The 26,905-nt window shown below is 61.8% G+C and carries 25 protein-coding genes; 9 read left to right on the forward strand and 16 right to left on the reverse strand.

Features of this window, described 5'->3' with window-relative positions; genetic code table 11:
* The first annotated feature begins 12 nt into the window (after nt 1-12).
* The 3 genes from AO692_RS30855 (at nt 13) to AO692_RS30865 (ending at nt 2,445) form a co-directional block, all read left to right on the forward strand.
* The gene (locus AO692_RS30855; protein ID WP_054313834.1) at nt 13-1,077 is read left to right on the forward strand and encodes an extracellular solute-binding protein; all 1,065 of its coding nucleotides are present in this window, start codon (nt 13-15) and stop codon (nt 1,075-1,077) included.
* Between the two features lie 174 nt (nt 1,078-1,251).
* Nucleotides 1,252-2,001, forward strand: a complete 750-nt coding sequence (locus AO692_RS30860) for a YebC/PmpR family DNA-binding transcriptional regulator (RefSeq protein ID WP_054313835.1) — start codon at nt 1,252-1,254, stop codon at nt 1,999-2,001.
* 150 nt (nt 2,002-2,151) lie between these two features.
* A complete protein-coding gene (locus AO692_RS30865) occupies nt 2,152-2,445 on the forward strand; it encodes a SelT/SelW/SelH family protein (protein WP_054313836.1) in 294 nt (97 codons plus the stop codon).
* Nucleotides 2,446-2,563: 118 nt separating this feature from the next.
* On the opposite strand, the gene AO692_RS30870 is transcribed toward AO692_RS30865, so the two are convergent.
* Nucleotides 2,564-3,043, reverse strand: a complete 480-nt coding sequence (locus AO692_RS30870; protein ID WP_054313837.1) for an anthrone oxygenase family protein — start codon at nt 3,041-3,043, stop codon at nt 2,564-2,566.
* A 13-nt stretch (nt 3,044-3,056) separates the two neighbouring features.
* Nucleotides 3,057-3,896 carry an NAD(P)H-binding protein gene (locus AO692_RS30875; protein WP_054313838.1) on the reverse strand — a complete coding sequence of 280 codons (840 nt, stop codon included), beginning with the start codon at nt 3,894-3,896 and terminating at the stop codon, nt 3,057-3,059.
* A 123-nt stretch (nt 3,897-4,019) separates the two neighbouring features.
* Between AO692_RS30875 and AO692_RS30880 the strand changes: the two genes are divergently transcribed.
* Entirely contained in the window at nt 4,020-4,652 is a 633-nt protein-coding gene (locus AO692_RS30880; protein WP_054313839.1) for a TetR/AcrR family transcriptional regulator, read from the forward strand.
* Here AO692_RS30880 and AO692_RS30885 read toward each other — a convergent pair.
* Together AO692_RS30885 and rpmE are read right to left on the reverse strand one after the other, a co-directional pair.
* Complete coding sequence (locus AO692_RS30885) at nt 4,638-5,954, reverse strand: MFS transporter (protein ID WP_054313840.1); 1,317 nt, start codon at nt 5,952-5,954, stop codon at nt 4,638-4,640. The genes AO692_RS30880 and AO692_RS30885 overlap by 15 nt on opposite strands.
* A 120-nt stretch (nt 5,955-6,074) precedes the next feature.
* Nucleotides 6,075-6,296 (reverse strand): 50S ribosomal protein L31, encoded by a 222-nt coding sequence (gene rpmE / locus AO692_RS30890; RefSeq protein WP_054313841.1) that lies wholly within the window; start codon nt 6,294-6,296, stop codon nt 6,075-6,077.
* Between the two features lie 174 nt (nt 6,297-6,470).
* On the opposite strand from rpmE, the gene AO692_RS30895 reads away from it, so the two are divergent.
* Nucleotides 6,471-8,270 carry an ABC transporter transmembrane domain-containing protein gene (locus AO692_RS30895; RefSeq protein ID WP_054313842.1) on the forward strand — a complete coding sequence of 600 codons (1,800 nt, stop codon included), beginning with the start codon at nt 6,471-6,473 and terminating at the stop codon, nt 8,268-8,270.
* On the opposite strand, the gene AO692_RS30900 is transcribed toward AO692_RS30895, so the two are convergent.
* The 4 genes from AO692_RS30900 to AO692_RS30915 form a co-directional block, all read right to left on the reverse strand.
* Nucleotides 8,271-9,419, reverse strand: coding sequence for an amidohydrolase (locus tag AO692_RS30900; RefSeq protein ID WP_054313971.1), 1,149 nt, complete (start codon nt 9,417-9,419; stop codon nt 8,271-8,273).
* A gap of 99 nt (nt 9,420-9,518) precedes the next feature.
* On the reverse strand, nt 9,519-10,202 hold the full coding sequence (locus AO692_RS30905; RefSeq protein WP_054313843.1) for a nitroreductase family protein: 684 nt from the start codon (nt 10,200-10,202) through the stop codon (nt 9,519-9,521).
* Nucleotides 10,203-10,279: 77 nt separating this feature from the next.
* On the reverse strand, nt 10,280-10,942 hold the full coding sequence (locus AO692_RS30910; RefSeq protein ID WP_054313844.1) for a GntR family transcriptional regulator: 663 nt from the start codon (nt 10,940-10,942) through the stop codon (nt 10,280-10,282).
* A 34-nt stretch (nt 10,943-10,976) separates the two neighbouring features.
* Entirely contained in the window at nt 10,977-12,464 is a 1,488-nt protein-coding gene (locus AO692_RS30915) for a carboxypeptidase M32 (protein ID WP_054313845.1), read from the reverse strand.
* Between the two features lie 135 nt (nt 12,465-12,599).
* On the opposite strand from AO692_RS30915, the gene AO692_RS30920 reads away from it, so the two are divergent.
* A complete protein-coding gene (locus AO692_RS30920) occupies nt 12,600-12,953 on the forward strand; it encodes a DUF1304 domain-containing protein (RefSeq protein ID WP_054313846.1) in 354 nt (117 codons plus the stop codon).
* Between the two features lie 81 nt (nt 12,954-13,034).
* Here AO692_RS30920 and AO692_RS30925 read toward each other — a convergent pair whose 3' ends face one another.
* Nucleotides 13,035-13,877: an outer membrane protein gene (locus AO692_RS30925; protein WP_054313847.1), complete on the reverse strand. Its 843-nt coding sequence runs from the start codon at nt 13,875-13,877 to the stop codon at nt 13,035-13,037.
* 222 nt (nt 13,878-14,099) lie between these two features.
* On the reverse strand, nt 14,100-15,452 hold the full coding sequence (gene glmM / locus AO692_RS30930) for a phosphoglucosamine mutase (protein ID WP_054313848.1): 1,353 nt from the start codon (nt 15,450-15,452) through the stop codon (nt 14,100-14,102).
* A 250-nt stretch (nt 15,453-15,702) separates the two neighbouring features.
* Here glmM and AO692_RS30935 point away from each other — a divergent pair, with 250 nt between their 5' ends.
* Both AO692_RS30935 and AO692_RS30940 read left to right on the forward strand, forming a co-directional pair.
* Entirely contained in the window at nt 15,703-16,725 is a 1,023-nt protein-coding gene (locus AO692_RS30935) for a hypothetical protein (RefSeq protein ID WP_054313849.1), read from the forward strand.
* 234 nt (nt 16,726-16,959) lie between these two features.
* Nucleotides 16,960-17,505, forward strand: coding sequence for an antifreeze protein (locus AO692_RS30940; RefSeq protein ID WP_244483559.1), 546 nt, complete (start codon nt 16,960-16,962; stop codon nt 17,503-17,505).
* 51 nt (nt 17,506-17,556) lie between these two features.
* Here the strand turns inward: AO692_RS30940 and AO692_RS30945 are convergent, their stop codons facing one another.
* The gene (locus AO692_RS30945) at nt 17,557-18,618 is read right to left on the reverse strand and encodes an SO2930 family diheme c-type cytochrome (RefSeq protein ID WP_200911811.1); all 1,062 of its coding nucleotides are present in this window, start codon (nt 18,616-18,618) and stop codon (nt 17,557-17,559) included.
* On the reverse strand, nt 18,615-19,850 hold the full coding sequence (locus AO692_RS30950) for a parallel beta-helix domain-containing protein (protein WP_054313852.1): 1,236 nt from the start codon (nt 19,848-19,850) through the stop codon (nt 18,615-18,617). The genes AO692_RS30945 and AO692_RS30950 overlap by 4 nt, the downstream gene beginning before the upstream one ends.
* Nucleotides 19,851-19,934: 84 nt before the next feature.
* Here AO692_RS30950 and AO692_RS30955 point away from each other — a divergent pair, with 84 nt between their 5' ends.
* Nucleotides 19,935-20,606: a TetR/AcrR family transcriptional regulator gene (locus tag AO692_RS30955; protein WP_054313853.1), complete on the forward strand. Its 672-nt coding sequence runs from the start codon at nt 19,935-19,937 to the stop codon at nt 20,604-20,606.
* Here the strand turns inward: AO692_RS30955 and AO692_RS30960 are convergent.
* The 4 genes from AO692_RS30960 to ybgF all read right to left on the reverse strand — a co-directional run bounded on the left by AO692_RS30960 (nt 20,575) and on the right by ybgF (nt 26,843).
* Entirely contained in the window at nt 20,575-22,146 is a 1,572-nt protein-coding gene (locus AO692_RS30960) for a sodium:proton antiporter (RefSeq protein ID WP_054313854.1), read from the reverse strand. The two genes, AO692_RS30955 and AO692_RS30960, sit on opposite strands and share 32 nt — an antisense overlap.
* Nucleotides 22,147-22,335: 189 nt before the next feature.
* The gene (gene ftsH, locus AO692_RS30965) at nt 22,336-24,270 is read right to left on the reverse strand and encodes an ATP-dependent zinc metalloprotease FtsH (RefSeq protein WP_054313855.1); all 1,935 of its coding nucleotides are present in this window, start codon (nt 24,268-24,270) and stop codon (nt 22,336-22,338) included.
* A 102-nt stretch (nt 24,271-24,372) separates the two neighbouring features.
* Complete coding sequence (gene tilS, locus AO692_RS30970) at nt 24,373-25,740, reverse strand: tRNA lysidine(34) synthetase TilS (RefSeq protein WP_054313856.1); 1,368 nt, start codon at nt 25,738-25,740, stop codon at nt 24,373-24,375.
* Nucleotides 25,740-26,843, reverse strand: a complete 1,104-nt coding sequence (ybgF, locus tag AO692_RS30975; RefSeq protein ID WP_054313857.1) for a tol-pal system protein YbgF — start codon at nt 26,841-26,843, stop codon at nt 25,740-25,742. The genes tilS and ybgF overlap by 1 nt, the downstream gene beginning before the upstream one ends.
* Nucleotides 26,844-26,905 lie beyond the last annotated feature (62 nt).

Consider the following 26,905-nt stretch of genomic DNA (forward strand, 5'->3'; position numbering starts at 1 on the left):
AGCTCTCGCGTCATGGCCTTCAGTTTTCGCCGCATCGTCCTGGCCACAACGGTGGCCTGCACCGCTACCGCCGCGCTTGCCGCCGGCGGTGACCTCGTCGTCTTTGACTGGTCAGGTTATGAAGACCCGCTGCTGCACGCCGACTACACCGCCAAACAGGGCGCCGAGCCGAGTTTTTCCTTCTTTGGCGACGAAGACGAGGCCTTCGAGAAGATGCGCGCCGGCTTCAAGGCCGATGTCGGCCATCCTTGCGCGCAGAGCGTGGTGAAGTGGCGCGAGGCCGGTCTGTTGCAGCCGCTGGATACGTCGAGAATCACCGGCTGGAACGACATCAATCCCGGCCTGATGAAGATGAAGGATCTTGTCACCACGGCTGATGGCAAGGCCTGGCTGCTGCCGTTCGACTGGGGCACCTCGTCCCTTATCTACCGCACCGACAAGGTCACGCCCGAGGACGCGAAATCGCTGCGCATCTTCGCCGATCCGAAGTTCGAGGGGCGTGTCACCATCGGCGACAACGTCGACGATGCCTATGCGCTTGCCTCGCTCGTCATCGGGCTGAAGGACTGGACGCAGATGACGGATGCACAGTTCAAGGAGGCTTCCGACTTCCTGCGCCAGGTGCACAAGAATGTCCGCTTCTACTGGACCGACGACACCTCGATCAATCAGGCCTTTACCGGCGGTGAGATCGACCTCGCCTGGGGCTGGGCCGAGACCTATGTCACCCTGAAAGGCCAGGGCGTGCCCCTGGAAATGAACCGCGACACCAAGGAGGGCCTGTCCACCTGGGTATGCGGTTATGCGCTCCTGAAGGACGCGACGCATGTCGATGAGGCTTATGATTTCCTCAACGCCGTCAACGCGCCCAATGTGTCCAACCACCTCGTCACGACCTTCGGCTATGGCCATGGTAACGCCGTCGGCATGGCCGCGATCGACAAGAAGGTGCTGACCGAGCGCGGGTTCGACAATCTCGATGCCTTTCTGGACAAGACGCTGTTCCAGCAGCCGCTGTCGGCGGACCTGAAACAGCGCATGGTCGCCGAATTCGAGAAGATCAAAGCGGGATACTGATCCCGCGCTGTTCGCTCGTCTTGGCGTATCTGGACGTTTTGAGCCGATTTATTTATAAGCCCGCCATCCCGGCATCGGATCGCAACCGCTGCCCTATCAAATGTGTCAGATCGTTTTTGGCGCGCCATTCCGGCGCATGACGGTTCGACAGCCGCAAACGACCGCAGGGGTGCCATGGCAGGCCATTCACAGTTTAAGAACATCATGCATCGCAAGGGTCGCCAAGATGCGGTCCGCTCGAAGATCTTTTCCAAGCTGGCGCGCGAAATCACCGTCGCTGCCAAGCAGGGTCTCCCCGATCCCGCGATGAACCCGCGCCTTCGCCTGGCGATTCAGAATGCCAAGGCCGAGTCGATGCCGAAGGACAACATCGCCCGCGCCATTTCCAAGGCTTCCGGCGGCGATGCCGAGAACTATGAAGAAGTGCGCTACGAAGGCTACGGTCCCGGCGGCATCGCTCTCATCGTCGAGGCGCTGACCGACAACCGCAATCGCTCCGCCTCCAACGTGCGTGCCGCCTTTACCAAGGCGGGCGGTGCGCTCGGTGAAACCGGCTCCGTTTCCTTCATGTGGGATCGCATCGGCGAGATCGTCTATCCGGCCAAGGTCGGCAGCGACGACAAGGTGATGGAAGCCGCGATCGAAGCCGGCGCCGACGACGTCGAGACCGACGAGGAAAGCCACACCATCTACTGCGCCTTCGAAAATCTCGGCGAAGTATCGAAGGCCCTCGAAGGCGCTCTCGGCGAAGCGGAGTCGGTGAAAGCCATCTGGCGGCCGCAGAACAACATTCCGGTCGACGAGGAACGCGCACAGTCGCTGATGAAGCTGGTGGCGACACTCGAGGACGACGACGACGTCCAGAACGTCTACGCAAATTTCGAGGTCGACGACGCGACCCTTGCCAAGCTCAGCGCGGCCTGATTCAAAAACGCCCCGCACGCCGGGGCGTTTTCTTTTGTCGCGTCCAGCGCATCGGCCCGAAAGTCGGAACCGATTTTCGGAAAGCATGGTGCGCAGCTTAAAAGTGTTAGAGCGCGTCCGAGGGACGCGCGGCGCTCTACGAGGTTTTCAATGACCGACGCTCCCCGTCCTCGCATCGTCATCACCTATTGCACACAGTGCCAGTGGCTGTTGCGTGCAGGCTGGATGGCGCAGGAACTGCTGTCGACTTTCGCCACAGATCTCGGCGAAGTGGTTCTCATACCGGGCACGGGCGGCATCTTCACCATCACATGCAACGACGCGCTGATCTGGGACCGCAAGCGCGACGGTGGTTTCCCGGATGCAGCCAAGTTGAAGCAGCTTGTGCGCGACGTGATCGACCCCGAGCGCGACCTCGGCCATTCCGACCGCAAGAAGATGTGATCTACAGCATTCCCGGACTGATTTGCCTGCGCGGTCTTGGCAAGTCGCCGTGGGTAACCGCAACAAAAATCCGCCGCCTCGACCAGAGACGGCGGATACCCTAGCCAGCACCATATGCTTACATCAGCGCCGCGATGAAGGCGGCCAACGCGCCGGTGCATGCAAAGGCGCGCACATGGTTCCAGAACACCCAGCGATCGAGATGGATGGCCCACTGCTGCGCCGCGGCCTGGGTGTCGGGTGCGGTGGCCGCCAGCGCGTCGTTCATCGGCACGTTGATGACCATGGTGACGACGATGTTGCCGACCACATAAAGTGCCGCACCGATCAGCACCCAACTGGGACGTGCGACGCCCCAGCCGAGGAAGGCCGCCAGCACAAGGAACAGCGCCAGCAGCGCAGTGCCCATGAAGATGGACAGGAACAACGGGTTCTGGATCACCGTGTTGATGGTGTTCATAACCAACACGCCTTGCGGCACTGGTACCTGTGACAGCGACGGCATCACCGAATTGGAGTAGGCGAAGAAAAGCCCCGCCATGAGGCCGCTGCCAAGCGCGGCAATGAAAGTGATGGCAATCACGATTTGAGCAAGCATCTTTCTCTCCCTCTCAGAGATCCGCGTTCCACACGCCGGTGGCGGCAGTTTCGCGCACATAGATTGAAAAGTCTTTGGGCTCACGGCCGAGAGCCCGCTGGACACCGTCGGTGAGATATTCGTTGCGGCCGTCGAGCACTCGAACGAACAATTCGTCAAGCAGCCACACGATATCGGCCGGCGTTCCATACGCCGCGAGTTCGGCCTTGAACTCTTCAGGCGAGACGCGGCTGTAGGCAATATCCCGACCAGAACCGCGGGCAATCTCCGCGACCGCCTCGCGGAAGGTCAGGAGCCGCGGTCCGGTCAGTTCATACAACTCACCGATATGACCCTCGTTCGACAGGACCTCGGCTGCCACATCGGCGATGTCGTCGGCATCGACAAAGGGTTCGCCGATCTCGGCGGCAGGGACGGATATCTGCCCGGCCAGCACGCCGTCCAGGAAGGCGCTTTCGGAGAAGTTCTGCGCGAACCAGGAGCAGCGCAGGATCGTCCAGTCTGCGCCGGTGGCCTTCACCATCTCCTCCGCGCGCTGCGCTTCCGGTTCGCCGCGGCCGGACAGAAGCACCAGCCGGCGCACGCCACGGCTGACGGCCAGCATGGCGAATTCCTCGATGGCTTCAGCCGCGCCCGGCACTGTGAGGTCGGGATAGTAGTTGATGTAGACGGCGCCGACGCCTTCGAGAGCGCCTGCCCAGCTTGCCTTGTCGGTCCAGTCGAAGGCCGGGTTCGCCGAGCGAGAGCCGATGCGGACCGGGATGTTCCTGGCCTCGAGCCGCTCGGCCAGCCTGCGGCCGGTCTTGCCCGTGCCACCAAGGATGAGGACCGGCTTTGATGTCGTGTTGGTCATGTTTCTCTCCATGTCACAAACGTGAGCAATCCTCGCGTTTGCAAAATGTGATAAATCCTCATATTCTTTGAGTCAAGCAGGAATTTTCAGACAGCCGCCCGGCAAGCATTCGAGGAAACGATCATGGAAAGCGTATCGGCCATTGTTCAGGACACTCCCGGTCCGCGTCGTGAGCCGACGCAGAAACGCAGTCGCGAGCGGGTGGAGCGGATGCTCGCCGTCGCCTCGGCACTGATCGCGGAAAAAGGCAGCGACGCCTTGCGCATGGGCGAAGTGGCCGAGAAAGCCGGTGTTTCGATCGGTTCGCTCTACCAGTTCTTTCCCGACAAGAGCGCCATCATCCGGGCCCTTGCCGACCGCTACCAGAAGGAGAGCGAAGCGTGCATCGCGGAAGCTCTCGCGAGCGTGAAGGACCGGAAGGGTCTGGAAAAAGCCTTCTCGGAACTGGTCGATACCTATTACGGGATTTTCCTGGGCGAGCCAGTGATGCGTGACATCTGGTCGGGCACGCAGGCCGACAAGGCGCTGCGCGAGTTGGAGCTTGCCCACAGCCGCGCCAATGCCGGCATGCTGCTTGCAGTCCTCCTGCGTCTGCATCCGGACGAAGATCCGGCCTCGCTCGAAACCTCTGCCTTTCTGATCTGGCAGCTCGGCGAGGCGACGATGCGGCTTGCGGTTTCAGTCGATCGCGCGGAGGGTGACCGACTGGTTACCGCATACAAACGTATGGCATTGGGCGAATTAGCGCGCGACTGAAGCCGCGCGCTCATCCATTGCCGAGGCATGCTTGGTGTCGCGCATGGTCGAATAGACCAGCAGCGAAACGAAGATGACGCCGGCCAGATAATAATAGAACCACTGTTCGTGGCCCTGCTGTTTGAACCACAGCGCGATCGCCGGTGCCGTGCCGCCGAAAATCGATACCGTCAATGCGTAAGGTACGCCGACGCCGGTGGCGCGCACCGCGGTTGGAAACAGCTCGGCTTTCACTACGGCATTGATCGAGGTGTAGCCGGCGGTGAAGATCCAGGCGCCACAGATCAGCAGGAAGGCGACGAAGGGCGATGTCGTGGATGACAGCATCGTCAGGATCGGCACCGTCAGGATGGTACCGGCAACGCCGAAGAAGATCAGCAGAGGCTTGCGCCCGATGCGATCGGAAATCAGCCCATAGATCGGCTGCAGGATCGCAGCGAAGATCAGCGAACCGGCGATCACATAGGTCGTGGTGAGGTCAGACAGGCCGACCGTCTGCTTGACGAAGGTCTGCATGTAGGTCGTGAACGTGTAGAAGGCGGCTGTACCGCCGGCCGTGAGCCCAACCACGATCGCCACTTCACGCGGGAACTTCCTCAGCCCGCGCAGCGAACCTTCGCGCTTCTCCGTTGCCGTCGTCGCCACGAAAGCCTCTGTCTCGTGCAGTTGCCGGCGCATCACCGCCGAGAAGATCGCAAGCAGCGCACCAATGACAAAGGGAATGCGCCAGCCCCAGGCGACCAGTTGCTCATGCGTCAGGAAGACGTTCTGCAGGAGCAGCAGGACCAGGATGGCGCACAGCTGGCCGCCGATCAGCGTCACATATTGGAAGCTGGAATAGAAACCGCGATGGTTGGGATCGGCGACCTCGCTGAGATAGGTGGCGCTGGCACCGTATTCGCCGCCAAGGCTGAGACCCTCGATGACGCGAGCCAGCGCCAGAAGCACCGGCGCGGCAAAGCCGATCGTTGCGTAGGTCGGTGTGAACGCGATGATCAGCGAACCGAAACACATCATCAGAACGGAAATGGTGAGCGACAGTCGACGCCCGTAGCGGTCGGCAAGATGACCGAACAGCCAGCCACCGAGCGGCCGCACGATGAAACCCGCAGCAAACAGGGTCGCGGCGTTCAGTTGCTGGATGACAGGATCGTGCGATGGAAAGAAGGCCGGCGCGAAATAGAGCGCAAACGCTGTATAGGCGTAGAAATCGTACCATTCGACCAGATTGCCGATCGAACCGATGAAGATGGCTTTGATCCGGCGGCGAGCATCGTCGAAATGGAGAGCGGTATCGGACACATGACCTCCCTGCCCCCGATGGTAGGATCGGCCAGTTCACGTCCCGATGCAACCCGCGCATACACGCAACAAAAAACCCGCCTTGAAGGCGGGTTTTTCGGATCGTATCGCGTTTCCGGCTTAGATGCCGAGATTGGCGAACTTGTTCTTGAACTTCGACAGACGACCACCGCGGTCGAGCAGCGTCTGCTGGCCGCCGGTCCATGCAGGGTGCGTGGAGGGATCGATGTCGAGGTTCATCGTGTCGCCTTCCTTGCCCCAGGTCGAACGGGTCTGGTACTCGGTGCCATTGGTCATGACGACCTTGATGGTGTGGTAATCGGGATGGATTTCAGCCTTCATCGCTCTTGTCCTGGCTAGCTGGGACGGCGGCCCTGCGGCGATGCGCCCCTTTTTAAAACTCGAAGCCGCAGCTATTGAGGAGCCACGGCTTCAAAAACGGTCGGCGTGCCTATACAACAGGCGAAATTGAATCACAAGGCCGCGCCGGAGCCAATTCGGACAGGAACCGGGACGATGGCGGACCCTATCAGCGCCGACGAGCGCAGACGCTCGCTCAAGCCGCTCCGGCGCGTGTTTCCCTATATCACCCGCTATCGCGGCCTGGTGATTGGCGCCGGCATTTCGCTGGTGTTAGCGGCCGTCACAACCTTGGCGCTGCCGCTTGCCGTGCGGCGCATGATCGACAACGGCTTCTCCACCTCAGACTCAGCCTTTATCGCCAGCTATTTCGGCATGCTGATGATCATGGCGGCCGTGCTCGCACTGGCATCCGCCGGCCGCTACTATTTCGTCATCACGCTTGGCGAACGCGTCGTCGCCGACATCCGCCGCGACGTATTTTCGCATGTCACGACTTTGTCGCCGGCCTTTTTCGATACGTCGCAATCGGGCGAGATTGTCTCGCGTCTCGCCGCCGACACCACGCAGGTGAAATCGGCAGTGGGTGCGACGGCTTCGGTGGCGCTGCGCAATGTCATCCTCGGCCTCGGCGCGCTGGCGATGATGGTGGTGACCAGCCCGAAACTCTCCGGCCTCGTCATTGCGGCCATCCCGGTCATCGTGCTGCCGCTGGTCGCCTTCGGCCGCTCGGTACGCCGCCGTTCCAGGCAGGCGCAGGATACGCTGGCCAGTGCCACCGCCTATGCCAGCGAGCAGATCGGCGCCGTGCGCACGCTGCAGGCCTTCACCAATGAAGGCTTGGTCACCGGCCGCTTTTCTGCCGCGGTCGAGGCTGCCTTCGCCGCCGCCCGTGCCTCCGTGCTTGCGCGGGCGTTGCTCACTTTCTTCGCCATCTTCATGGTGTTCTCCTCGGTGGTCGCCGTTCTGTGGTTCGGCTCGCGGGATGTGCTCGACAGCACGCTGTCGCCCGGTACGCTTGGCCAGTTCCTGCTCTATTCGGTCTTTGCAGCCGGTGCCCTCGGCGCGCTTTCGGAAGTGTGGGGGGAATTGTCGCAGGCAGCCGGTGCTGCCGAACGGCTCACCGAAATCCTCGCCGAAAAACCTGGCATCGAGGCGCCGGCCCAGCCGCGTGCCTTGCCTGCCAAGGCCAAGGGCGCGATCGAGTTCGACGATGTCTCCTTCTCCTATCCAGCGAGGCCAGACCGCGCCGCGGTGCATGGCCTGAGTTTCTCGGTCAAACCCGGTGAAACGGTCGCCATCGTTGGCCCCTCGGGCGCCGGCAAGAGCACCGTGTTTTCGCTGATCCTGCGTTTCTACGATCCTGAGACCGGCGCAGTGAAACTCGACGGCATCGATCTGACGGAGACGGATCCGCTCGCGCTGCGCCAGCGCATCGCCATTGTGCCGCAGGACGTCACGATCTTTGCCGCCAGCGTGCGCGACAACATCGCCTTCGGCAGGCCCGGCGCCACCAGCGCCGAGATCGAGGCGGCGGCCAGGGCAGCCCTTGCCGAGGAATTCATCTTCAAGCTGCAGAACGGCTATGATACGCCAGTCGGCGAGCGTGGCGTCACTCTATCCGGAGGACAGCGCCAACGCATCGCCATCGCCCGCGCCATTCTGCGCGACGCGCCCATCCTGCTGCTCGATGAAGCGACCTCCGCGCTCGACGCGGAAAGCGAGACGCTCGTGCAGGAAGCGCTCGAACATCTGATGCGCGGCCGCACGACGCTGGTCATCGCGCACCGGCTGGCGACCGTGCTGAAAGCCGATCGCATCCTCGTCATGGACAGCGGACGCATCATCGAGGAAGGCACGCACAAGAGCCTCGTCGCCAAGGGCGGCATTTATGCCAAGCTCGCCAAGCTGCAATTCGAAACCGGCGCCAGCGCCTTCATGGGCGCGGCGGAATAGTCACCCCAAAAGATTGCGCGCCGTCCGCAGGAAGATCCTGGCGCCGATTGGGATGAGGTCGTCCGGAAAATCATAGTCGGGATTGTGCAACGCCGGATGCCGTTCGCCGGCACCCAGGAAGAACATCGCCGAGGGCGCACTGCGCCCGAAGATGCCGAAGTCTTCCGAAGCCCGCATCGGCAGACTGTCTCCACTGTGCGTGACACCTTCCTGTTCGAGAGCAATGTGCAGATGCTCGACCGCCGCCGGTGCGTTCATGCTGGCAACGAAGATCTCATGATAGTCGATTGCAAAGGTCAGGCCGGCTTCGCCGGCGACCTGGTTCACAAGCGCTTCGGCGGTAGCGCATAATCCCGCCATCCGGTCGTCGAGCCGCGTGCGCAGCGTCGCCCACACCTCCGCTCGGCCGGGCGCCACGCCGAACACCGCCTCACCCATCGTGGCATGGGTGACGGTCACCATGCCGAAATCGTCGTCGCTGAAAGCGCCACTGCCGAGCTTCGCCAGTGCCGGCATCAACTGGCTTACGGCCAACATCGGCGAGGTCCCGGTTTCAGGCATCGAGGAATGCGCCGTCTTGCCTTCGAGCACGATACGCATCCCACGCGAAGCGCAGTTGACGACCCCAGGCCTCAACCGCACCTCGCCGAACGGAATACCCGGCAGATTGTGCAGCGAAAAAGAAAAATCCGGAGCGATCTCGCCGAAACGCGGATCGGCCACCACGCCGACAGCACCATCGCCGGTCTCTTCCGCCGGTTGGAACATCAGCACGACCCGGCCCTTCTGCGGACGGTTGCGTCCGAGCTGGCGGCCAAGGGCGGCCAATATCGTGGTGTGCCCGTCATGGCCGCACATATGCGATTTGCCGGGTACCATCGACGAATGCTCCACGCCGGAGAGCTCTTCGATCGGCAATGCGTCGAGTTCGGAGCGGAAGAGAACTGTCGGGCCAGGCTTGCCGCTGTCGTAGACCATGGCGACGCCATGGCCGCCCAATCCTGTCAGGACTTTATCCGGCCCGGTATCGGCGAGAAAGGCAACCACCTCCTTGGCAGTCGCCTCTTCTTCGTTGGAAATTTCCGGATGCCGGTGCAACTGGCGGCGCCATGCTGTGAGCTCGATCAGATCCTGGTTGGTCAGGGACAACGCGGCCTCCACATCCGGCTTTCATCCGGACAAGATGCCGTCGGACGCTCCGGATCGGAAGAGGCAGCTACGGGAAAAGGGCCCTCCAGACGACCTCAATCAAAGGAAGGTGGCAATTTCTGCCAACGGCTTCTTCTCGACCGCATGTTGCGGGATGGTGGCGCCTTGTTTTGGATAGCCGACAACCATCAGGATATAAGGCTTGTCGTGCGGGTCACGGCCGCAGATCTCGTTCAGGAAACTCATCGGGTTCGGCGTGTGCGTCAGCGCGACGAGGCCGGCGCGGTGGATGGCGGTGATCAGAAAGCCGGTCGCGATCGAAACCGATTCCGGCACGTAGTAGTTCTTGCGCATGACGCCATCGGCGGAACGGCTGCGGCGTTCGCCGAAAATACAGATGAGCCAGGGCGCCTCTTCCAGGAAGGGCTTGTCGGCGTCGGTGCCGAGCGGTGCCAGCGCCGCCAACCACTCCTCGCCGGCCCTGCCCTCATAGAAGGCGCGTTCCTCGACTTCGGCCGCCTCCCGGATGCGCTTTTTGATCGCCGCATCGCCGATGACCGCGAAATGCCAGGGCTGGTGGTTGGCGCCGTTAGGGGCGGTGCCGGCTGCCAGGATACAGGTTTCGATGATGTCGCGTGGTACCGGCCGGGTCGAGAATTCGCGCACCGTGTGACGGGCGCGCATATCCGCATAGAAGGCTTCGGCATTCGCGCGCATCGTCTCCAGGGGAATTTCCTGAAAGTCCGGCAGCGGAATCGGCTGGTAATTGGTGGTCGGTTTCATCTGGCGACGCTCCTCAGATTGTCGGACAATATTGTCCGACAATCATGGAATGTGCAAGTCGGGTCGATTAGAGCCGTTCAGGCTCGCGCGAAATGGTCGTCGGACAGTTTCTGGATGAGTGTCCCCGAAGCGACGACATGCTCCCGCATCGCGGCTTCCGCCGTCGACCTGTCATCGGCCAGAACGGCTTCGACGATGCGACGATGCTCGACATTGCTGGCAAAGACATGCTCGCGGTCGACCAGCATGCGGAACTGCAGCCAGTAAAGCGAATTGGAAAGCCTGGTCAGCGTTTCGGTGAGAACGGCGTTGTCGGCAATCTCCGGGAACAACCCATGGAAGCGGGTGTTTGCGTCGGAGAATTTCGCCATGTCATTGGCCTCTACGGCCTCATCCATTTCCGCCTGTAGGGCAAGCAACCTCGCCGGCGCGACGTGCAGAACCGGAAGGGCAAGGCCAACAGCCAGCGCTTCCAGCGCGCCGCGCACGGCGAAGAGGTTGTCCACCTCCCTGCGCGACAGCCTGCGCACCGTGACGCCGCGATGTGGCTCGAAGGCCAGCAGTCCATCCACTGTCAGCCGCTGGAAGGCCTCGCGCACGGAAGATCGCGACACGCCGTATCGAGAAGCGAGTTCGGTCTCGGTGAGACGCTGACCGGGCACCAGATGACCGCCACGCACAGCCTGTGCGATGGCCGAGGCAACGTGTTGCGCGGTCGAAAGAGTATCGCGTTCGATCACGAAAAGCGGCCCACCATTGTTCTCGGCAAATCTATCATGATTTGCCGTAGCGCTGCTTCAGATGCGTGATGAAATGCGCCGCGTTCAGCTTCTCGCCGGTGGCACGTTCGAGAAGCTCCGGCGTGGAGTATCGCGAACCCTGCGACCAGATGCGCTCCCGCCGCCAGGCATTGATCGCATTGAAATCACCCCGGGCGATCTCCTCATCCGCGGCCGGATGTTCCTTGGTCAGCGCTGCCCATTGCTGTGCGGCCATCATGGCCCCAAGCGTGTAGGAAGGGAAATAGCCGAAGGCAGCGGAAGGCCAATGCACGTCCTGCATCGGTCCGTCGGCCGCGTTCTCGATGGTTGAAAGACCAAGATAGTCGCGCATCTTGGCATCCCATGCCTCCGGCAGGTCCGCGACCTCCAGCCGGCCAGAGACCAGATCCTGCTCCAGTTCGAAGCGCAGGATCACATGCAGCGGATAGGTGACTTCGTCGGCATCGACGCGGATCAGCCCTCGTTCGACCCTATGCACATGCGGCAGAATATCGTCCAGCGTCCAGGCTTCGCCGAGATCTTTCTCGACCACCGGCAGCGCCCAGCGCCAGAACGCCGGATTGCGGCCGAGCTGTTTTTCCACGAACAGGCTCTGGCTTTCATGCACGGCCATGCCTCGCGCCTTGCCGAGTGGCCAGTGCGACCACTCCTTGGGCAGGTTCTGCTCGTAGAGCGCGTGGCCGGTTTCGTGCAGCACCCCCATCAACGACGACAGGAAATCCGAAGTCTTGTAGCGGGTGGTGATGCGCACGTCGGTCGGCACGCCGCCGCAGAACGGATGGTGCGATACCGAAAGCGAACCGTGATTGAGGTCGAATCCGACGGCGGCCATCATGGCCAGGCCCAGTTCGCGCTGCTTTTCGATCGGATAGACCCCCGACAGCGGTTTCAGGGGCCGCTTCGCCAGTTTTTCGTTCTGGACAGCAAGAGCCTCCGGCACGAAGTCCTTCAAGAAGGTCTTGAGTTCGGCAAAAACCGGGGCGATGTCCGCAGCACGGTTGCCCGGATCGTACTGCTCCATCAGCGCGTCATAGGGCGACAGCTTGAGGACGGCTGCTCGCAGGCCAGCCTCTTCACGCACAAGCGCGACGATGTTTTCGAGCGCTGGGCGAAAGCCTGCCCAATCGTTCTTGGCACGCAGATCCCGCCACAACTGCTCTGAACGCAGTCGTGCCGCCGTTTGTCGTTCGACGAATTCTGCGGGCAGGCAAGTCAGGTTGATGTACTGGCGTTCGAATTCCCGCAACGCTGCCTGCTGATCTTCGTCGAGTGGCTCGGCCTTGGCTGCGACGATCCAGTCTGCGACTTCCGATGCGGTGGCCTGGCGGTGATACATGCCGGCCAGCGTCGCCATCGCCTCGGCACGCTTTTCGCCACCGCCGACTGCCATGTGGGTCGCCTCGTCGGCACCCAAAATGGCTTGCGCGTGTTCCAGCGCCTCAAGCTTGCGGCCGAGCTCATCCAGTTTCTTGAACGACATTGCTTCACCAGGAGATCATGAATGGTCGGCGCGAACAGACATCAAGCCAGCCGCAATCGCAAGCCCGTCCGCGCCTCTTGCGCGGCGTTACCGCCTGCGGGAACATGAAGAGGCATTTCATGAGGGAGGGGAACAATGGTTGCCACCGTGCTCATCGGCCTGGTTGCACTGATCCATATGTATATCGTCTATCTGGAGATGGTGTCCTGGGACACGCCGCGTGGCCACAAGGCATTCGGGCTGACGCCGGATTTCGCCAAGGCGTCCAAGGTTTTGGCGGCCAATCAGGGTCTCTACAACGGCTTCCTGGCAGCCGGTCTGATCTGGGGACTTTATCTCGGTGAGGCAGGCTTCCAGGTGAAGACCTTCTTCCTCGTCTGCGTCATTGTTGCCGGCCTCTACGGCGCAGCGACGGCAAGCCGCAAGATCCTCTACATCCAGGCCATCCCGGGCGCACTAGCACTGATCGCGCTATGGCTGGGCTGGTGAGGCGATAACCAGACGGCTTCTTCGCTCGAACGAAAAACCGCCCGGCGATACCGGGCGGTTTTCGAATTCTCGAGGCAGGAATTACTTCGTGTAAACCGGTTCCGGCTCCGGCACGTAGACAGGCGGAGGCGGCGCGCAATCCGACCGGCCACCAAACTGGTAACGCAAACCGGCGCGTACTTCATGCGTGTTGATGCCATCGTCGAAGCCGGGACCACCACCGACCTTGTAGCCGAACATGCGTCCGCCATTGATGTGGCTGAAGCGATAGCCGACATCGAGCTTGGTGGTATCGGTCAGACAGTAGGAAGCACCCGCCATGAGTGCATAGGCGAAGCGCCAGCTCGAGTGCCCCTCATGCTCGAATTCGCCGTCGGGATCCTTGTTGACCAAGGTGTTCCACTTCAGGTTCGCACCACCGATACCGGCGCCGACATAAGGCGTGATGCCGTGCCAGGTACCGATGTCGACATAGGCGTTGGCCAGAAGCAGCAGCGCCGAATAGGAGCTGGTGTCGCTCGAGGTACAGGGCAGGCCGGTGCCGCAGAAGCCTGACGTGCTGCCGTTGAACTTGGTCTTCGACCAATAGTCCAGCGTAAGGTCGGTGCGGAAGTATTTGGTGACCTGGTAGCCGACACCGCCGCCCACCGAGAAGCCGCCCTTCAGCTCATGGGTATCGAAATGACCGACCTGACCGAGAGGAGCGCCGTAAAGGACGTATTCCGGGCTGTCCATATTGGACTTGCGATACCCCAGATCGCCGCGAATGTACCAGCCGCCATAATCGGCTTCCTCATAGACCGGCGCCGCGATAGGCGGTGCTTCCACCACCGGCGGCTCGGCCAGATCCGCCGCCAGTGCCGGCGCGGCGAGGCCAGACAGCAGCAAGCCCGCGACGGCTGCCTTCCTTCCGAAACTGTACATCCTTGTCACCCTTGAGACGTCGGAGCACGGACCGTGCCCGAACATGATTGACCTCGGGTGTGGATAATGAATTGCAAAGGTTAAAAGGCGTTTAACCGTATCAGTTAACTATAATCGTCTAAAATTCTCTCGAAACGCTACTCGAAAGACTTCGTCGAAATGCACAAGACCCGCCAAAGCGGGTCCTGCGATTCAGCTAGAGATGAATGGAGCCCGCCCGTCTCAAGCAGCGCTGCGCGCTTCGGAGATCACGCCGACAATGTCGTTGACGACCTCTTCGACCAGCTTGGGATCGTCGCCTTCCGCCATGACGCGGATGAGCGGTTCCGTGCCGGACGGACGAATGACCAGGCGGCCCTTCTTGCCGAGGCGATTCTGCGCATCTTCGATCGCAGCCTTGACCGGAGCCTCTTCCAGCGGCTTGCCGCCCGAGAAGCGGACGTTCTTCAGCAATTGCGGTACCGGCTCGAACTTCTTGAGCAATTCACTGACCGGGCGGTTCTGCCGCTTGACGCAGGCGAGCACCTGAAGTGCCGAGACCAGACCGTCGCCCGTTGTCGAGAAGTCGGACAGCACGATATGGCCGGACTGTTCGCCGCCGACATTGAGGCCATGCGCACGCATGTGCTCGACAACGTAGCGGTCACCGACCTTGGTGCGGTGGAGCTGCAGCTTCATACCGGTCAGGAAACGTTCCAGGCCGAGATTGGACATGACGGTGGAGACCACGCCACCGCCGGCCAGACGGCCGTTCTGGTGCCAGGATTCGGCGATCAGCGCCATGATCTGGTCGCCGTCGACCACAACACCGTTCTCATCGACGATGACGACACGATCCGCATCGCCGTCCAGCGCGATGCCGATGTCGGCGCGAACCTCGTGTACCTTCTTCTGCAGCTCGGCCGGGTGGGTGGAGCCGCATTCCTTGTTGATGTTGAAGCCGTTCGGCTCGACATTGATGGCAACCACGTCGGCGCCCAGTTCCCAGAGCGCGGCGGGCGCGACCTTGTAGCCCGCGCCGTTGGCGCAATCGACAACGATGCGCAGGCCAGACAGCGACATGGCCCGCGGCAAGGTACGCTTGGCGAACTCGATGTAGCGGTCATGGACGCCATCGACACGCTTGGCGCGGCCGAGGCTGTCGGAATCGGCCAGGGCCATCTCGACATCTTCGTCGAGCATGGCCTCGATACGCTCCTCGATCTCGTCCGAGAGCTTGTAGCCGTCCGGGCCGAACAGCTTGATACCGTTGTCATAGTAAGGATTGTGCGAAGCTGAGATCATCACACCGATATCGGCCCGCAGCGAGCGCACCAGCATGGCAACGCCGGGCGTCGGGATCGGCCCGAGCAGGAATACGTCCATGCCGGCGGCGCATAGGCCGGCCACCAGCGCGTTCTCGATCATGTAGCCGGAAAGCCGGGTGTCCTTGCCGAGCACGGCACGGTGACGGTGGCTGCCACGCTGGAAGGAAAGACCGGCGGCCATGCCGACTTTCATGGCGATTTCCGCCGTCATCGGAAACTTGTTGGCGCGACCGCGAATACCATCCGTTCCGAAATAACGTCCCGACATCTACTATGAGTCCCTGGCTGTTTGCCCGAAGGCTGCTAATGCCACAACTGCCCCGTGCCAAGCCATCACTTTGTGTTATTCTATGTCATGAATCTTAGAAATGTGTTTCCCCGCCAAAAATGCGACGCAATGGTCACAAAGCTCGCCGATATGTGCGGGAGGAGATGCGGCTACCGCACTAGCGCAGGCACGGCTTGCGCGCTATTGCTCGCATGGGATTGATTGTGAGTGGCACAACGGAGAGAACGCTATGCTCATCGATCGACTTGCTACATTGACGGGCCTTGCCGTCTTCACCCTGTTCCTGGCCCAGCCGGCCAGTGCGCTTACGATGGCCGAGTGCAGCACCAAATATAACGCGGCCAAGGACGCTGGTACGCTGGGCGGCCAGACCTGGAACCAGTTCCGCAAGGCGCAGTGTGGTACGGATGCCAGCACCGCCACGGAAGAGACCAAGCCGGCGAAGAAGACGAAGGCCAGCACGGATGACAGCAAGCCTGCCAAGAAGACCAAGGCGGCCGCTGCGAACGATGATGACGCCAAGGGCTTGTCCGCCAAGGAATGCTCGGCCAAATACCAGGCCGCCAAGGCTGCCGATACGCTGAACGGCATGAAGTGGAACGATTTCCGCAAGGCCGAGTGCGGCCCCGGCGCCACCGCTGCCGTCGACACGAGCGCAAAGAAAACCAAGGCTGCGGCAAGCGATGACGAGGCCAAGGGCCTGTCCGCCAAGGAATGCTCGGCCAAGTACCAGGCAGCCAAGGCTGCCGGTACGTTGAACGGCATGAAGTGGAACGATTTCCGCAAGGCGGAGTGCGGCCCCGGCGCCACTGCTGCAGTCGCTCCGGCTAAGCCTGCCAAGGCGTCGACCAAGGCAGCCGACGCAGCCGACGGCAAGGGCCTGACCATGGCCGAATGCTCGACCAAGTATCAGGCCGCCAAGAGCGGCGGCACACTGGGCGGCCTGAAGTGGAATGATTTCCGCAAGGCCAACTGCAGCGCCGGCGCCAATGACGACGACACCGTGCCTGCTGCCGATGAAGCCACCTATACCAGCGAGCCGGAAACCCCGACCGCGAAGGCTCCAAGCGGCGTCAGGTTCCCGAGCGCGGTTGCGAAGAAGTATTCTTCCGAGTCTCCCGGCAAGGCCCGCATGCATACCTGCCTCGACCAGTACTATACAGCCAAGGACAACAACGCCCTCGGCGGCCTGAAGTGGATCCAGAAGGGCGGCGGCTACTACAGCCTCTGCAACGCCCGCCTGAAGAGCTGACCGGCGCTTCCCGGCGCCAAGAAAGCGTTAAGTCCAAGGAATCGCGCGGGTTTTGCTCGCGCGATTCTTTTTTGTCCCGACGGCAAGATTCTTCTGGAACAGAAGTAGAACAAATAGTATACATACCGAGTATTACTTCACTCACCGGAGGGGTTTATGCGAGTTCTCTATCTGGCGGCCACTGCCGCGACCATCATGTTCTCACTCGGCACTGCGCCAGCCAGCGCACTGACGATGAAGGAATGCAGCACCAAGTATCAGGCCGCGAAAGAGGCCGACACACTGAACGGAATGAACTGGACCGCTTTCCGCAAGGCGGAATGTGGCGTTGACGCCGCTGAAGCTGACGCCACCGCTACCGACACTGGTGCCACCTTGGCCGACACAAGCAATGCAGCAGCGGCGGCCACCAAAGCGAAAACGGCCTTCGTTTCTTTCAAGGAGTGTGGCGCACGCTATCAGGAAGCCAAGCGCAACAACGAGTTGGATGGGCGCGGGTGGGACGAGTACCGAACTGCGGAATGCGGCCATTCGCTGGACAAAAAGGAGGCGAAAGCCGTTTCCAATCCTGCAGAAGCGCCGTCTGGCGTTACCTTCCCAACCGAAATCGCTGCCGACTTCAAGGATGAAACGCCGTCGAAGGCGCGCATGCACTCTTGCCTCAAGCAATATCACGCCAACAAGGAAGCCGGCACGCTGAACGGGCTGCGCTGGATTCAGAAAGGTGGCGGCTACTACAGCATTTGCAGCAAGCGGTTGAAAGGTGATCAGGCAGCCTGATCTGCCGAACGAAAGGGCCTCGAACCTCGAGGTTCGAGGCCCTTTCGTCGTCTATCGCAACGAAGCGATCCATTCGGCCAGCAGTTTGACCGCATCAGGATCGGCGATATGACGCCCGAGTTCGGGCATCATCACGCCAGGCACCGTGCTCTCCACACGATAAGTCAGGATCGAGCGACCCGGCTCGCCCGGCACGATATCGAACTCGCGATCGCCCGAACCTCGGCCTGCCGCTGCCGGCCGTTTCAAAACACCGTATCGTACCGGAACATCCTCGCCATATGTGAGAAACAGCCCGGTATTGCTGGCTGGTCCCTCGGGGCGGTGGCAATGCGCGCAATTGACGTCGAGCCAGGTGCGGGCACGTTTATCGAGAGGAGCCGTGACATCACGCCAGTCTGCGGCGGCTGGGATTTCAGCAAGGTCAGGCGCCCCTGAGAGCATGCTTGCAGTCGTCCAATGGGTAATCTGGTTTTCAGACCCACCCGCATAGGCGTAGTCGGTGTTGAGATTGCGAGCCTTCGGGCCGAGCGGTGTGATCTTCCCGTTGAAGGCGTGGCACGCCTTGCACTGGCTCTTGTTGGGCACGGAATATTCGAAAGACAGCGGCATGCCGTCACCGCCGATCGTCGAGATCGCAACCTTGGCGCCGGCAATCTTCAGTGTCGCATCGGTCTGCTGGTCGTTCCAGAGATAAGCCCACGCCTGCCAACCGTCTGCATGACGCAACAGAACCCGAGTTTCGATCAGACGCAGTTTCTCAGCCGCCTTCCTGTAATCCGCGGGAAAGGCGAAGGTCTTGATCAACGCTGTGCCGACGGGGAAGTCGAAAGCCTCGACGGGATCGTATTTCGCTGCCTGTCCCTTCGGCAGATAAACGAAGCGGAACTTCTCCGCCCCGTCCGAAAACAACGGTGTCGCCAGCCGAAACGGCACAACACCCGATGCAGGCATCTGTTTTTGCAGATCTTCGAAGAAACCGAATTCCGACAATTGCTTCGGCGGCGTGGCAGCGAGAACGACCGTGTCGGAAATCGCTTGAGCAGGCGTGCCAAACGAAACAACTGCCGCCATCGCGGCAATCAACGACCGGACATACCCAAGGTTGTTCACGATCCGCCGTCCTGCGGCAATTTGACGGGCTGCGGCTCGGGCAGGCTGCCTTTGTAGCCCGAAATATCGGTGTCCGGCCACCATCCCCATGGCAGCAGAAGCTGCGAAAGCATCTTCAGATTGATGAAGCTCGTGCCTTCCTGCTCGTCTACATAGACCTGGTTTTCTGCTGACACCCAGCTGAGATATTCGGGAATCCTCGTCACCCCGTCCCAGACGACGTCCGGCACAGGCGTACCGGAGATATCCGCAATCATCTTGCCGACTTCGCCATCGGGCGCGTTGCCGCCCTCGCCATAGGCGTTGCCATGCACAAAGACGCCGCGCGGCACGAACATGTAGTTCTTGTCGTCGTAATCCTTGGGATAGGCCCCGATCAGCACATGCGTGGTGCCGTTGCCGGACAGGCGGTTGCCGAACACATGCACATTGCGGTTCGCCATCACCATGATGCCCGTACCCTTCGGTACCATGGCGACCGTGTTGCCCTTCGGCGCGAAATTCGCCGTATCGTTGTCAACGACGTCATTGTCGAAGACGCGGATGTCGTGACCACCCTGCACTGGCAGGTTGGGGAGATCGAACACCAGGATGCCGCCGGTATTGTGGGTCGCGACATTCTTGTAGACGTCAGCACGCATCGAGTTCTCGATCTCGATGCCGGCGACATTGTACTCGGCTCTCGAGTTGCGCACGATGACGTTCTCGCTCTGGCCGACATAGATGCCGGCGTCGGAAGCACCCCGCACGGTAACCTTGTCGATCAGCACATGCTTGGAGGAAACCGGATAGACGCCGTAGGAGCCGTTTTTCTCGTTCGGCCCGTTCGTCCACTCGACGCGCAGATTGCGGAACGTGATCTGGTCCGAGCCTTTGGACTTCACGCCGTCGCCCTTGGCGTCCTCAACGGCGAAGTTCTCCAGGACAACGCGATTCGAGGTGACGAGCAACCCCTCGCCCGACCCGGTCTGCTCCTTCAGTGAAAGGATGGTCTGGTCGGGCCCTGCGCCCCTCACGGTCACGTCGTCAACGTCGAGCGACAAGCCTTCGGTGAGTTCGATACGGCCTGGGCCTATCACGACCGTATCGCCCGGTTGCGCCGAAATCAGCGCCTCGACCAGCTTTTCGGTCGCGCCATCCCCGGCGTCCACCCTAAGTTCAGCCGCTGAAACAAGACCGGCCAGGCAAACTCCGCTCGCGAAAACGGCAGCCCGTATCAAGATAGAACGCATCGCCCTCTCCCTGCGCAGCGTCGATTTTTCGGAACAATGCGCCCACACTGGACAGCTGTCAACAAAGATGAAAATGTTTCACTTATGGATCGAACTGCCCTCTCGAAACCCGTCGAGCCGCGCCAGAACCGGGCGCTGAAGACACGTGCCGCTTTGCTCGAAGCGGTGGAGACCTTGGTCGCGGCCGAAGGACATGAGGCTGTGACAACCACCCGCATCGCCATGGAGACAGGCACCGCTGTGGGTACAATCTATCGCTACTTCGTCGACCGGGAAGCCTTGCTGCTTGCCGCCTATGAAGCAACCGTCAAGCGCATCGTCGCGCAATGCGCGAGCAAGCTTGAGGCGCTGCCCGCGGACCTGGCCGCAACGGACGCCGCGCACATTCTGCTCTCCCACTACCTGGAAGCGGCGGAGTCCATTCCCGCCCACACCGGTCTGCTTGCGGCCATGCGATCGATCCGCCCCATCGAAGCGGACCAGCAGGGCAACAACCAGGCCGGCATAACAGGTGATCTGCTTGTGCCATTCTTCGCCCGTTACGCACCCGGTGCACAAAATCTGAAGCCTGTGCAGTTGCGCTTCCTGAGCGTGCTCACCGGAACAATGGTCGATCTCTACCTCGTCACCGGCGATGGTGCAGATCGCGCCCGCCTGCGGGAGGAGATCGAAGCCCATGTGGTGCTGATGGTGGAACGGGCCGGCCGGGAGAGCGACGACGGGATCAGGCAGGCTCGCCTCGACCAACAGCGCTGAGTTCGGCCCAGTCGAACTCTTCCTCCAGCACATGGTATGCGTCGTCGCCGATGACGAAGGTCCGTCTGAGTTCGATGGCGCGGGCGCGGGCGGCAGCGATCGCTTGAAGTCGCAAGGCGCCCCCCGGTAGACCAGCCGCCTGATACGGCTCACCGCCGACCTCGCACAGCTCGACGACGGCACCGTATTCCTTGCGCAGCAGCTTGGCGGCTAGACCGTCTTCTTGCTCGATGGAAGCGACAGCGGCTTTATAAGCTTCGACGCGTCCGTATCGCACCTCCTGTCCGACGGGGTCATTGTCGGAAAGGCCAAGCCACAGGATCAACGGCCTCAATGTCAGGCCTTGCAAAACAAGCGTGCCGAAGACCACGGCGAAGGCCGTGAAAAGGATCAGGTCGCGATAAGGGAAAGGTGACCCGTCACGCAGCATCTCGGGTATGGAGAAGGCGGCGGCAAGGGTAACGATACCGCGCATGCCGGCCCAGGAAATCACGATCCCGCCCTCACGCGTCGGTTGCGCCATGGGTCGCGGTGGGTTGAAGCCGTATCGCTCGATGCGCCAACGGATCAGCCAGTTGTAGCTCATGACCCAGGTGAAGCGGGTCAGAATGACGACGGCAAGGATGACCGCAGCGAACAGCGCATAGTTGCCGCGCATATCAGGTGTCAGCCGTTCCCAGATCGGGCCGATCTGCATGCCGATCAGCACGAAGGCCATTGCGTTGAGGATGAAGACGACAGCCTCCCACACCGCATAGACCGGCACCCGCAGCCGGGCGGGCATATTTGGCCCGCGTGTGTTGGCGATCGTCATCGCATAGACGACAATGGTCAGGATACCCGAAAGGCCAATTGCCTCGGCGGCGATCCAGATGCCGAATGTCATGGCGAACTGGACGATGATCGAGGTCGGAAAGTCCTCGAAGCGCGTTGCCGGCACCAGCACGCTTGCCAGGAGGTATCCCGCCGCAACACTCCCAAAGACCGTCAGCAGGAAAACCGGCACGCCACTCGACAGCGAAAGCTCGCCTCCCAGCACGGCCATGACAGCCAGCTTGTAGAGCAGCAGCGCGCTGGCGTCGTTGAGCAGGCTTTCGCCTTCGAGGATCTTCAGAAGTCGATGCGGGAGTTTGACCTGCCGCATGACGGCTGTCGCTGCGGCAGCATCCGGCGGCGCCACAATGGCACCAAGCGCGATGGCGACCCCCCAGGGCATGCCCGGCACCAACCAGCGCGCCGCCAAAGCCACAGTGAGCGTCGTCAGGCCTACCGCCATCAACACGAGACCCGCCACCGGGATCCAGTTGTCCCGGAGATCGCGCAGCGAGGTGTCGTAAGCGGAATCGACCAGCACCGGCGCCACGAACAAGGTAAGCGCCAGATGCGGATCAAGCGTCCATTCCGGACTGCTCGGCAGAAATGGGATCATCGCGCCGCCTACGGCTAGAAAAGCCGGATAGGGCACGCCAAGCCGCCTCGCCAGCGCCGAAAGCAGCGCAGCGCCGAGCAGGAGAGCGATGATCCATTCGAATGTCTGCATGGCTTCCGTGCGATCCGTGCCCCTCGCTCGCCACGGCAGGTGAACCGCCAGCACGCGCGATCACAGCGACAATAGCGACGATTGCGGGGTTCGTCTGCTCTCGACCGGATCGAAGACGATCAGGTGTAGCGTCCAAAAAAGAAACGCCGCGACAAAGTCGCGGCGTTTCTCACTCAAATCCAGCCCGAACTAGTTCGACGGCTGCGGTTCCATACCGCCTTCAGGCTCGGGGCCTTTCTTGCGGCGGCCACCCGTACCGGCTTTCGGCACGGCCGATCCGCGCGAGGTCGGCGTATCGTCGCCAAGGTCGCGCGACGGTTTCTGGCCGGCGATCAATTGCTTGATCTCTTCGCCGGAAAGGGTCTCGTATTCGAGCAGACCCTCGGCCAATGCGATCCAGTCCTTCTTCTTCTTGGTCAGGATCGTCTTGGCGGTCGAATAGGCTTCATCGATCAGGCGGCGCACTTCGGCGTCGATGATCTGCGCGGTCTCTTCAGACACATTCTGCGTACGCGCCACCGAATGACCGAGGAAGACCTCTTCCTGGTTCTCGCCGTAAGCGACGTGACCAAGCTTGTCGGAGAAGCCCCAGCGCGTCACCATGGCGCGTGCCAGCTTCGTCGCCTGCTCGATATCCGACGAGGCACCGGAAGTGATGTTCTCCTTGCCGAACTTGAACTCTTCCGCCACGCGGCCGCCCATCATGATGGCCAGACGCGAGATCATGTATTTGTAGCTCATCGAATAGCGGTCGCCCTCGGGCAACTGCATGACCATGCCCAGCGCACGGCCACGCGGGATGATGGTCGCCTTGTGCAGCGGGTCGGCCGCCGGCACGTTGAGCGCCAGAATGGCATGGCCGGACTCGTGATAGGCGGTCAGCTCCTTCTCGGCCTGAGTCATGGCCGAGGAACGGCGCTCCGCGCCCATCATGATCTTGTCCTTGGCGTCCTCGAACTCCTGCATGGTGACGAGACGCTTGTTGCGCCGCGCAGCCATCAATGCCGCCTCGTTGACGAGGTTCATCAGGTCGGCGCCCGAGAAGCCAGGCGTACCGCGCGCAACCGTCTTCAGGTCGACATTCGGCGCCAGCGGCACGTTGCGGACATGCACCTTCAGGATTTTCTCGCGGCCGACGATATCGGGGTTCGGCACCACAACCTGACGGTCGAAGCGGCCTGGACGCAGCAGCGCCGGGTCCAGCACGTCTGGACGGTTGGTGGCGGCGATCAGGATGATCGATTCGTTGGCCTCGAAGCCATCCATCTCGACCAGCAGCTGGTTCAGCGTCTGCTCGCGCTCGTCGTTGCCGCCGCCGAGGCCGGCGCCGCGATGACGGCCGACCGCGTCGATTTCGTCGATGAAGATGATGCAGGGCGCGTTCTTCTTGGCCTGCTCGAACATGTCGCGGACGCGGCTGGCGCCGACGCCGACGAACATCTCGACGAAGTCCGAACCGGAAATGGTGAAGAACGGCACATTGGCCTCACCGGCAACCGAGCGGGCCAGCAGCGTCTTGCCGGTGCCGGGAGGGCCGACAAGCAGCACACCGCGCGGGATCTTGCCGCCCAGCCGCTGGAACTTCTGCGGATCGCGCAGGAATTCGACGATTTCTTCCAGATCCTGCTTGGCCTCATCAACGCCGGCGACATCCTGGAAGGTGACGCGGCCATGCGCCTCGGTGAGTAGCTTCGCCTTGGATTTGCCAAAGCCCATGGCCCGGCCGGAGCCGGACTGCATCTGGCGCATGAAGAATATCCACACACCGAGGATCAGGATCATCGGCAGCCATGAGATCAGGTAGCCGAACAACGTGTTGGAGCCGTCGGTCTCCGGACGGGCGTTGATGACGACATTCTTTTCCTCGAGCCGCGAAACCAGCGAAGGATCGCCTGGCGAGTAGGTCTGGAAGCCGGCGGCGCTGTCGGCATAGGTGCCGGAGATGCGCTCACCTGCGATCGTCACCGCCTTCACACGTCCCGAGGCGACATCCTGCAGGAACTGCGAATAAGGAACGTCGGTGGAGGCGCCACGCGTCTGCGGCGTCTGGAACAGATTGAAGAGAGCGATCAGCAGGACCGCTATGATCGCCCAGAGCGCGAGATTGCGATAGTTCGGATTCATCGATTGTCCCGTTGGCGCCCAGTTTCGGGCGCGGATACTTGAAGAGTTAGGCCTAACATAGGGAGAGCACACCCCCTTGCCAAGCATAAGAACATGGCTCGGTTAAGCATTAGCGTTGGCTTTCGAACCGGCGGGCATTCTCAGCGGCGACACGGGAATGGAGGCCGCGCCGACAAGTGTAGAGACGGCGCGCGCGACCTCCAGGTCGAAGCCGGACAGGAACCGCGCGAAGGGTGCAATGACGGGAACAGCCTTTGCTCCCGGCAACTGTCCGGATTCGCCCGGTGAACCGAGGCAAATACCGTCTCGCCAAACCGCCGGCGCGGCCGCATGGGCAGCGCGAAACAGGCTCGCAGGCGCCTCTCCTCCCTCGGGAACAAGGGTTGCCCGCCCTCTCTCACGACCGAGCGGAGCGATCACACAACCGTCAGCATCGTCGCCGAAAGTGATGCGATAGCGCCCATCCCAGAGGGTTCCATCCGACGGCGTCGAAGGAGCTGGCAGTCCGCGCGCTTCGCGGTAGAGAAAGATGCCGGCACGACGCGCATCGATCACCGTCCGCGACAATGTAGCGCGACCCACACCAGCCGACAGCAAGGCAAAAAGGCCAACAACACGATCGTTGTCCGGCAAGAACGGTGTTCCCCCCACCACGGCAAGCAGAACACGCAGGGCATGAAGTGCGGCGGGCTGGTCGGCCTCCGTTACGAATGCTGGAGCAAGATGGATCAGGCCTGGGGCCAATCGGCTGGCGTGGCGGTCAATCAGAACGGCGGCGCCACGGCTAAGCTCTTCGCGCTGATGCGCCGCCCTGGACGCAATGGCCAGGAGACCCTCGAGGCGATTTTCATCCTCGGCGAGCTTGGCGCGTGCACGAGGCCGCTCGAACGCATGGTCCAGATTGGTCGGGTCGTCGATCCATTCGAGACCGCTCGCTGTAAGTAGCTCACGCAGAGCCGAACGCCGTTCCGTCAGCAGCGGACGCAGGATCCAGACATCGCCTTCATAGAGGGTCGCCGGGGCCATGCCGGCAAGCCCGGGCCCTTCGTCTCGCGCCTGCCGCATGAGGACGGTCTCGGCCTGATCATCGGCCGTGTGGCCAGTCACGACGGTATCGAGCCCTTCGCGCCGGGCGACATCGGCAAGCAGCCGGTAGCGTGCCGCACGTGCGGCTGCCGGAATGCCGGTCGACGGTTTGGCACCCTCCCAGACGACGATGCGGTGAGCGATACCCAATCGGGCACAAAGGCCGGCAACGGCTTGCGCTTCTGTGGCCGAAGCAGGGCGCAGAGCGTGATCCACGGTAACGGCGATGAGCCGCGCCGAAGGCAGGAAACGGTCGAAATGGTTCTTGAGGAGAATAAGCAGCGCAGTCGAGTCACTGCCGCCTGAAATGGCGGCTACGGCGCCTTGGCCGACATCGATCCGCGAAAAAAGTCCAGGTGCAGGCAGCGAGCCTGCCTGCTGCATCAGCACGAGGCGAGCGCTCGCTCCTGCTTGACACGTTCCTTGAGCGCGCTGGAGGCGTCGGGGTAACGCTTACCGACCTCGGAGAAAGTGGCACAGGCGACGTCGCGCTGCTTCAGGCCCATCAGCGAGATTCCAAGCTTCAGAAGCATATCAGGCGCCTTCTTGGACTTTGAATAGCTCTTGCTGGCAGCGAGGAAGATCTCGGCCGCGTCGCGATATTTCTGCTGCCCGAGCAAGGATTCGCCCAGCCAATAATGGGCATCGGCTGCCTTGGGATCGGAGGGGTAGCGTTCGATATGCTGGCGGAAGCCTTGTTCCGCTGTTCCATAATCCCCCGAAAGCACGAACTGGTAGGAATTTCGGTAGAGTTCGTCGGGGCTGTTGGTCGATGGCAGCGAGGCAACGACCCCACCATCCTGACCCGTTGCCGGTGCCTGCTGTGTGGTGCCGGCTGAAGGCACATCGGACGGCGGCACCGCACTTACGACATTGCCGTTCTTGTCCACCGTGATGGTACCGAATGATGTCGGTGGCTTGCCGGTAACCGTCTTGCCCGGCTCGCCGTTACCGGAATCGATGATGAGATCGCCGACCTGGTCGCCGCCTTCACCCTGGCCACCGGGCTGCGGCGCCTGGCTGGCCGACTGGGACTGCCCGGAAGGCTGGCCGCCGGACGTAGCCGGCGCCGAAGGCGTGGCCGAGGCGGGTGCCTGTGCCACGCTGTTGCCGCCAGTGGCAGCGTCAGACTTCTTCTGGGGGGCAGCACCACCGCCCTGCTCGATCTGCTGAAAACGGAACTCGTTGTCTTCCTGCGTCTTGCGCAACTGTTCCTGCAGTTGCAGGATCTGGAAGTTCAACTCCTCGATCTTGCCGTTCATCTGCCGGATCTGGTCTTCCAGGCCAACCGAGCCGGACTGGGCAAACTGCACAGTCTCATTCTTGTTTTCCTTGCCACCGAACAGGCCCGGAAGCCCGAAACTCGGCAGACTGAAGGAAAAGCCGTCCTCGGTGGTCCGCACCGGCCCGGCTGCATTGGCGGGTGCAATCACACTCGCTGCGAGCAGGACAGCAAGCGTCCCGCTCAGGATTGTTCTAAAATGCATTGGTCTCTCGCCATCAGGGTCAAAACAGGTCATTGCCCGGAAATCGGCCGCCGCCTTGGGAA

This window comes from Mesorhizobium sp. 1M-11, from assembly GCF_001303895.1.
GTDB lineage: Bacteria > Pseudomonadota > Alphaproteobacteria > Rhizobiales > Rhizobiaceae > Mesorhizobium.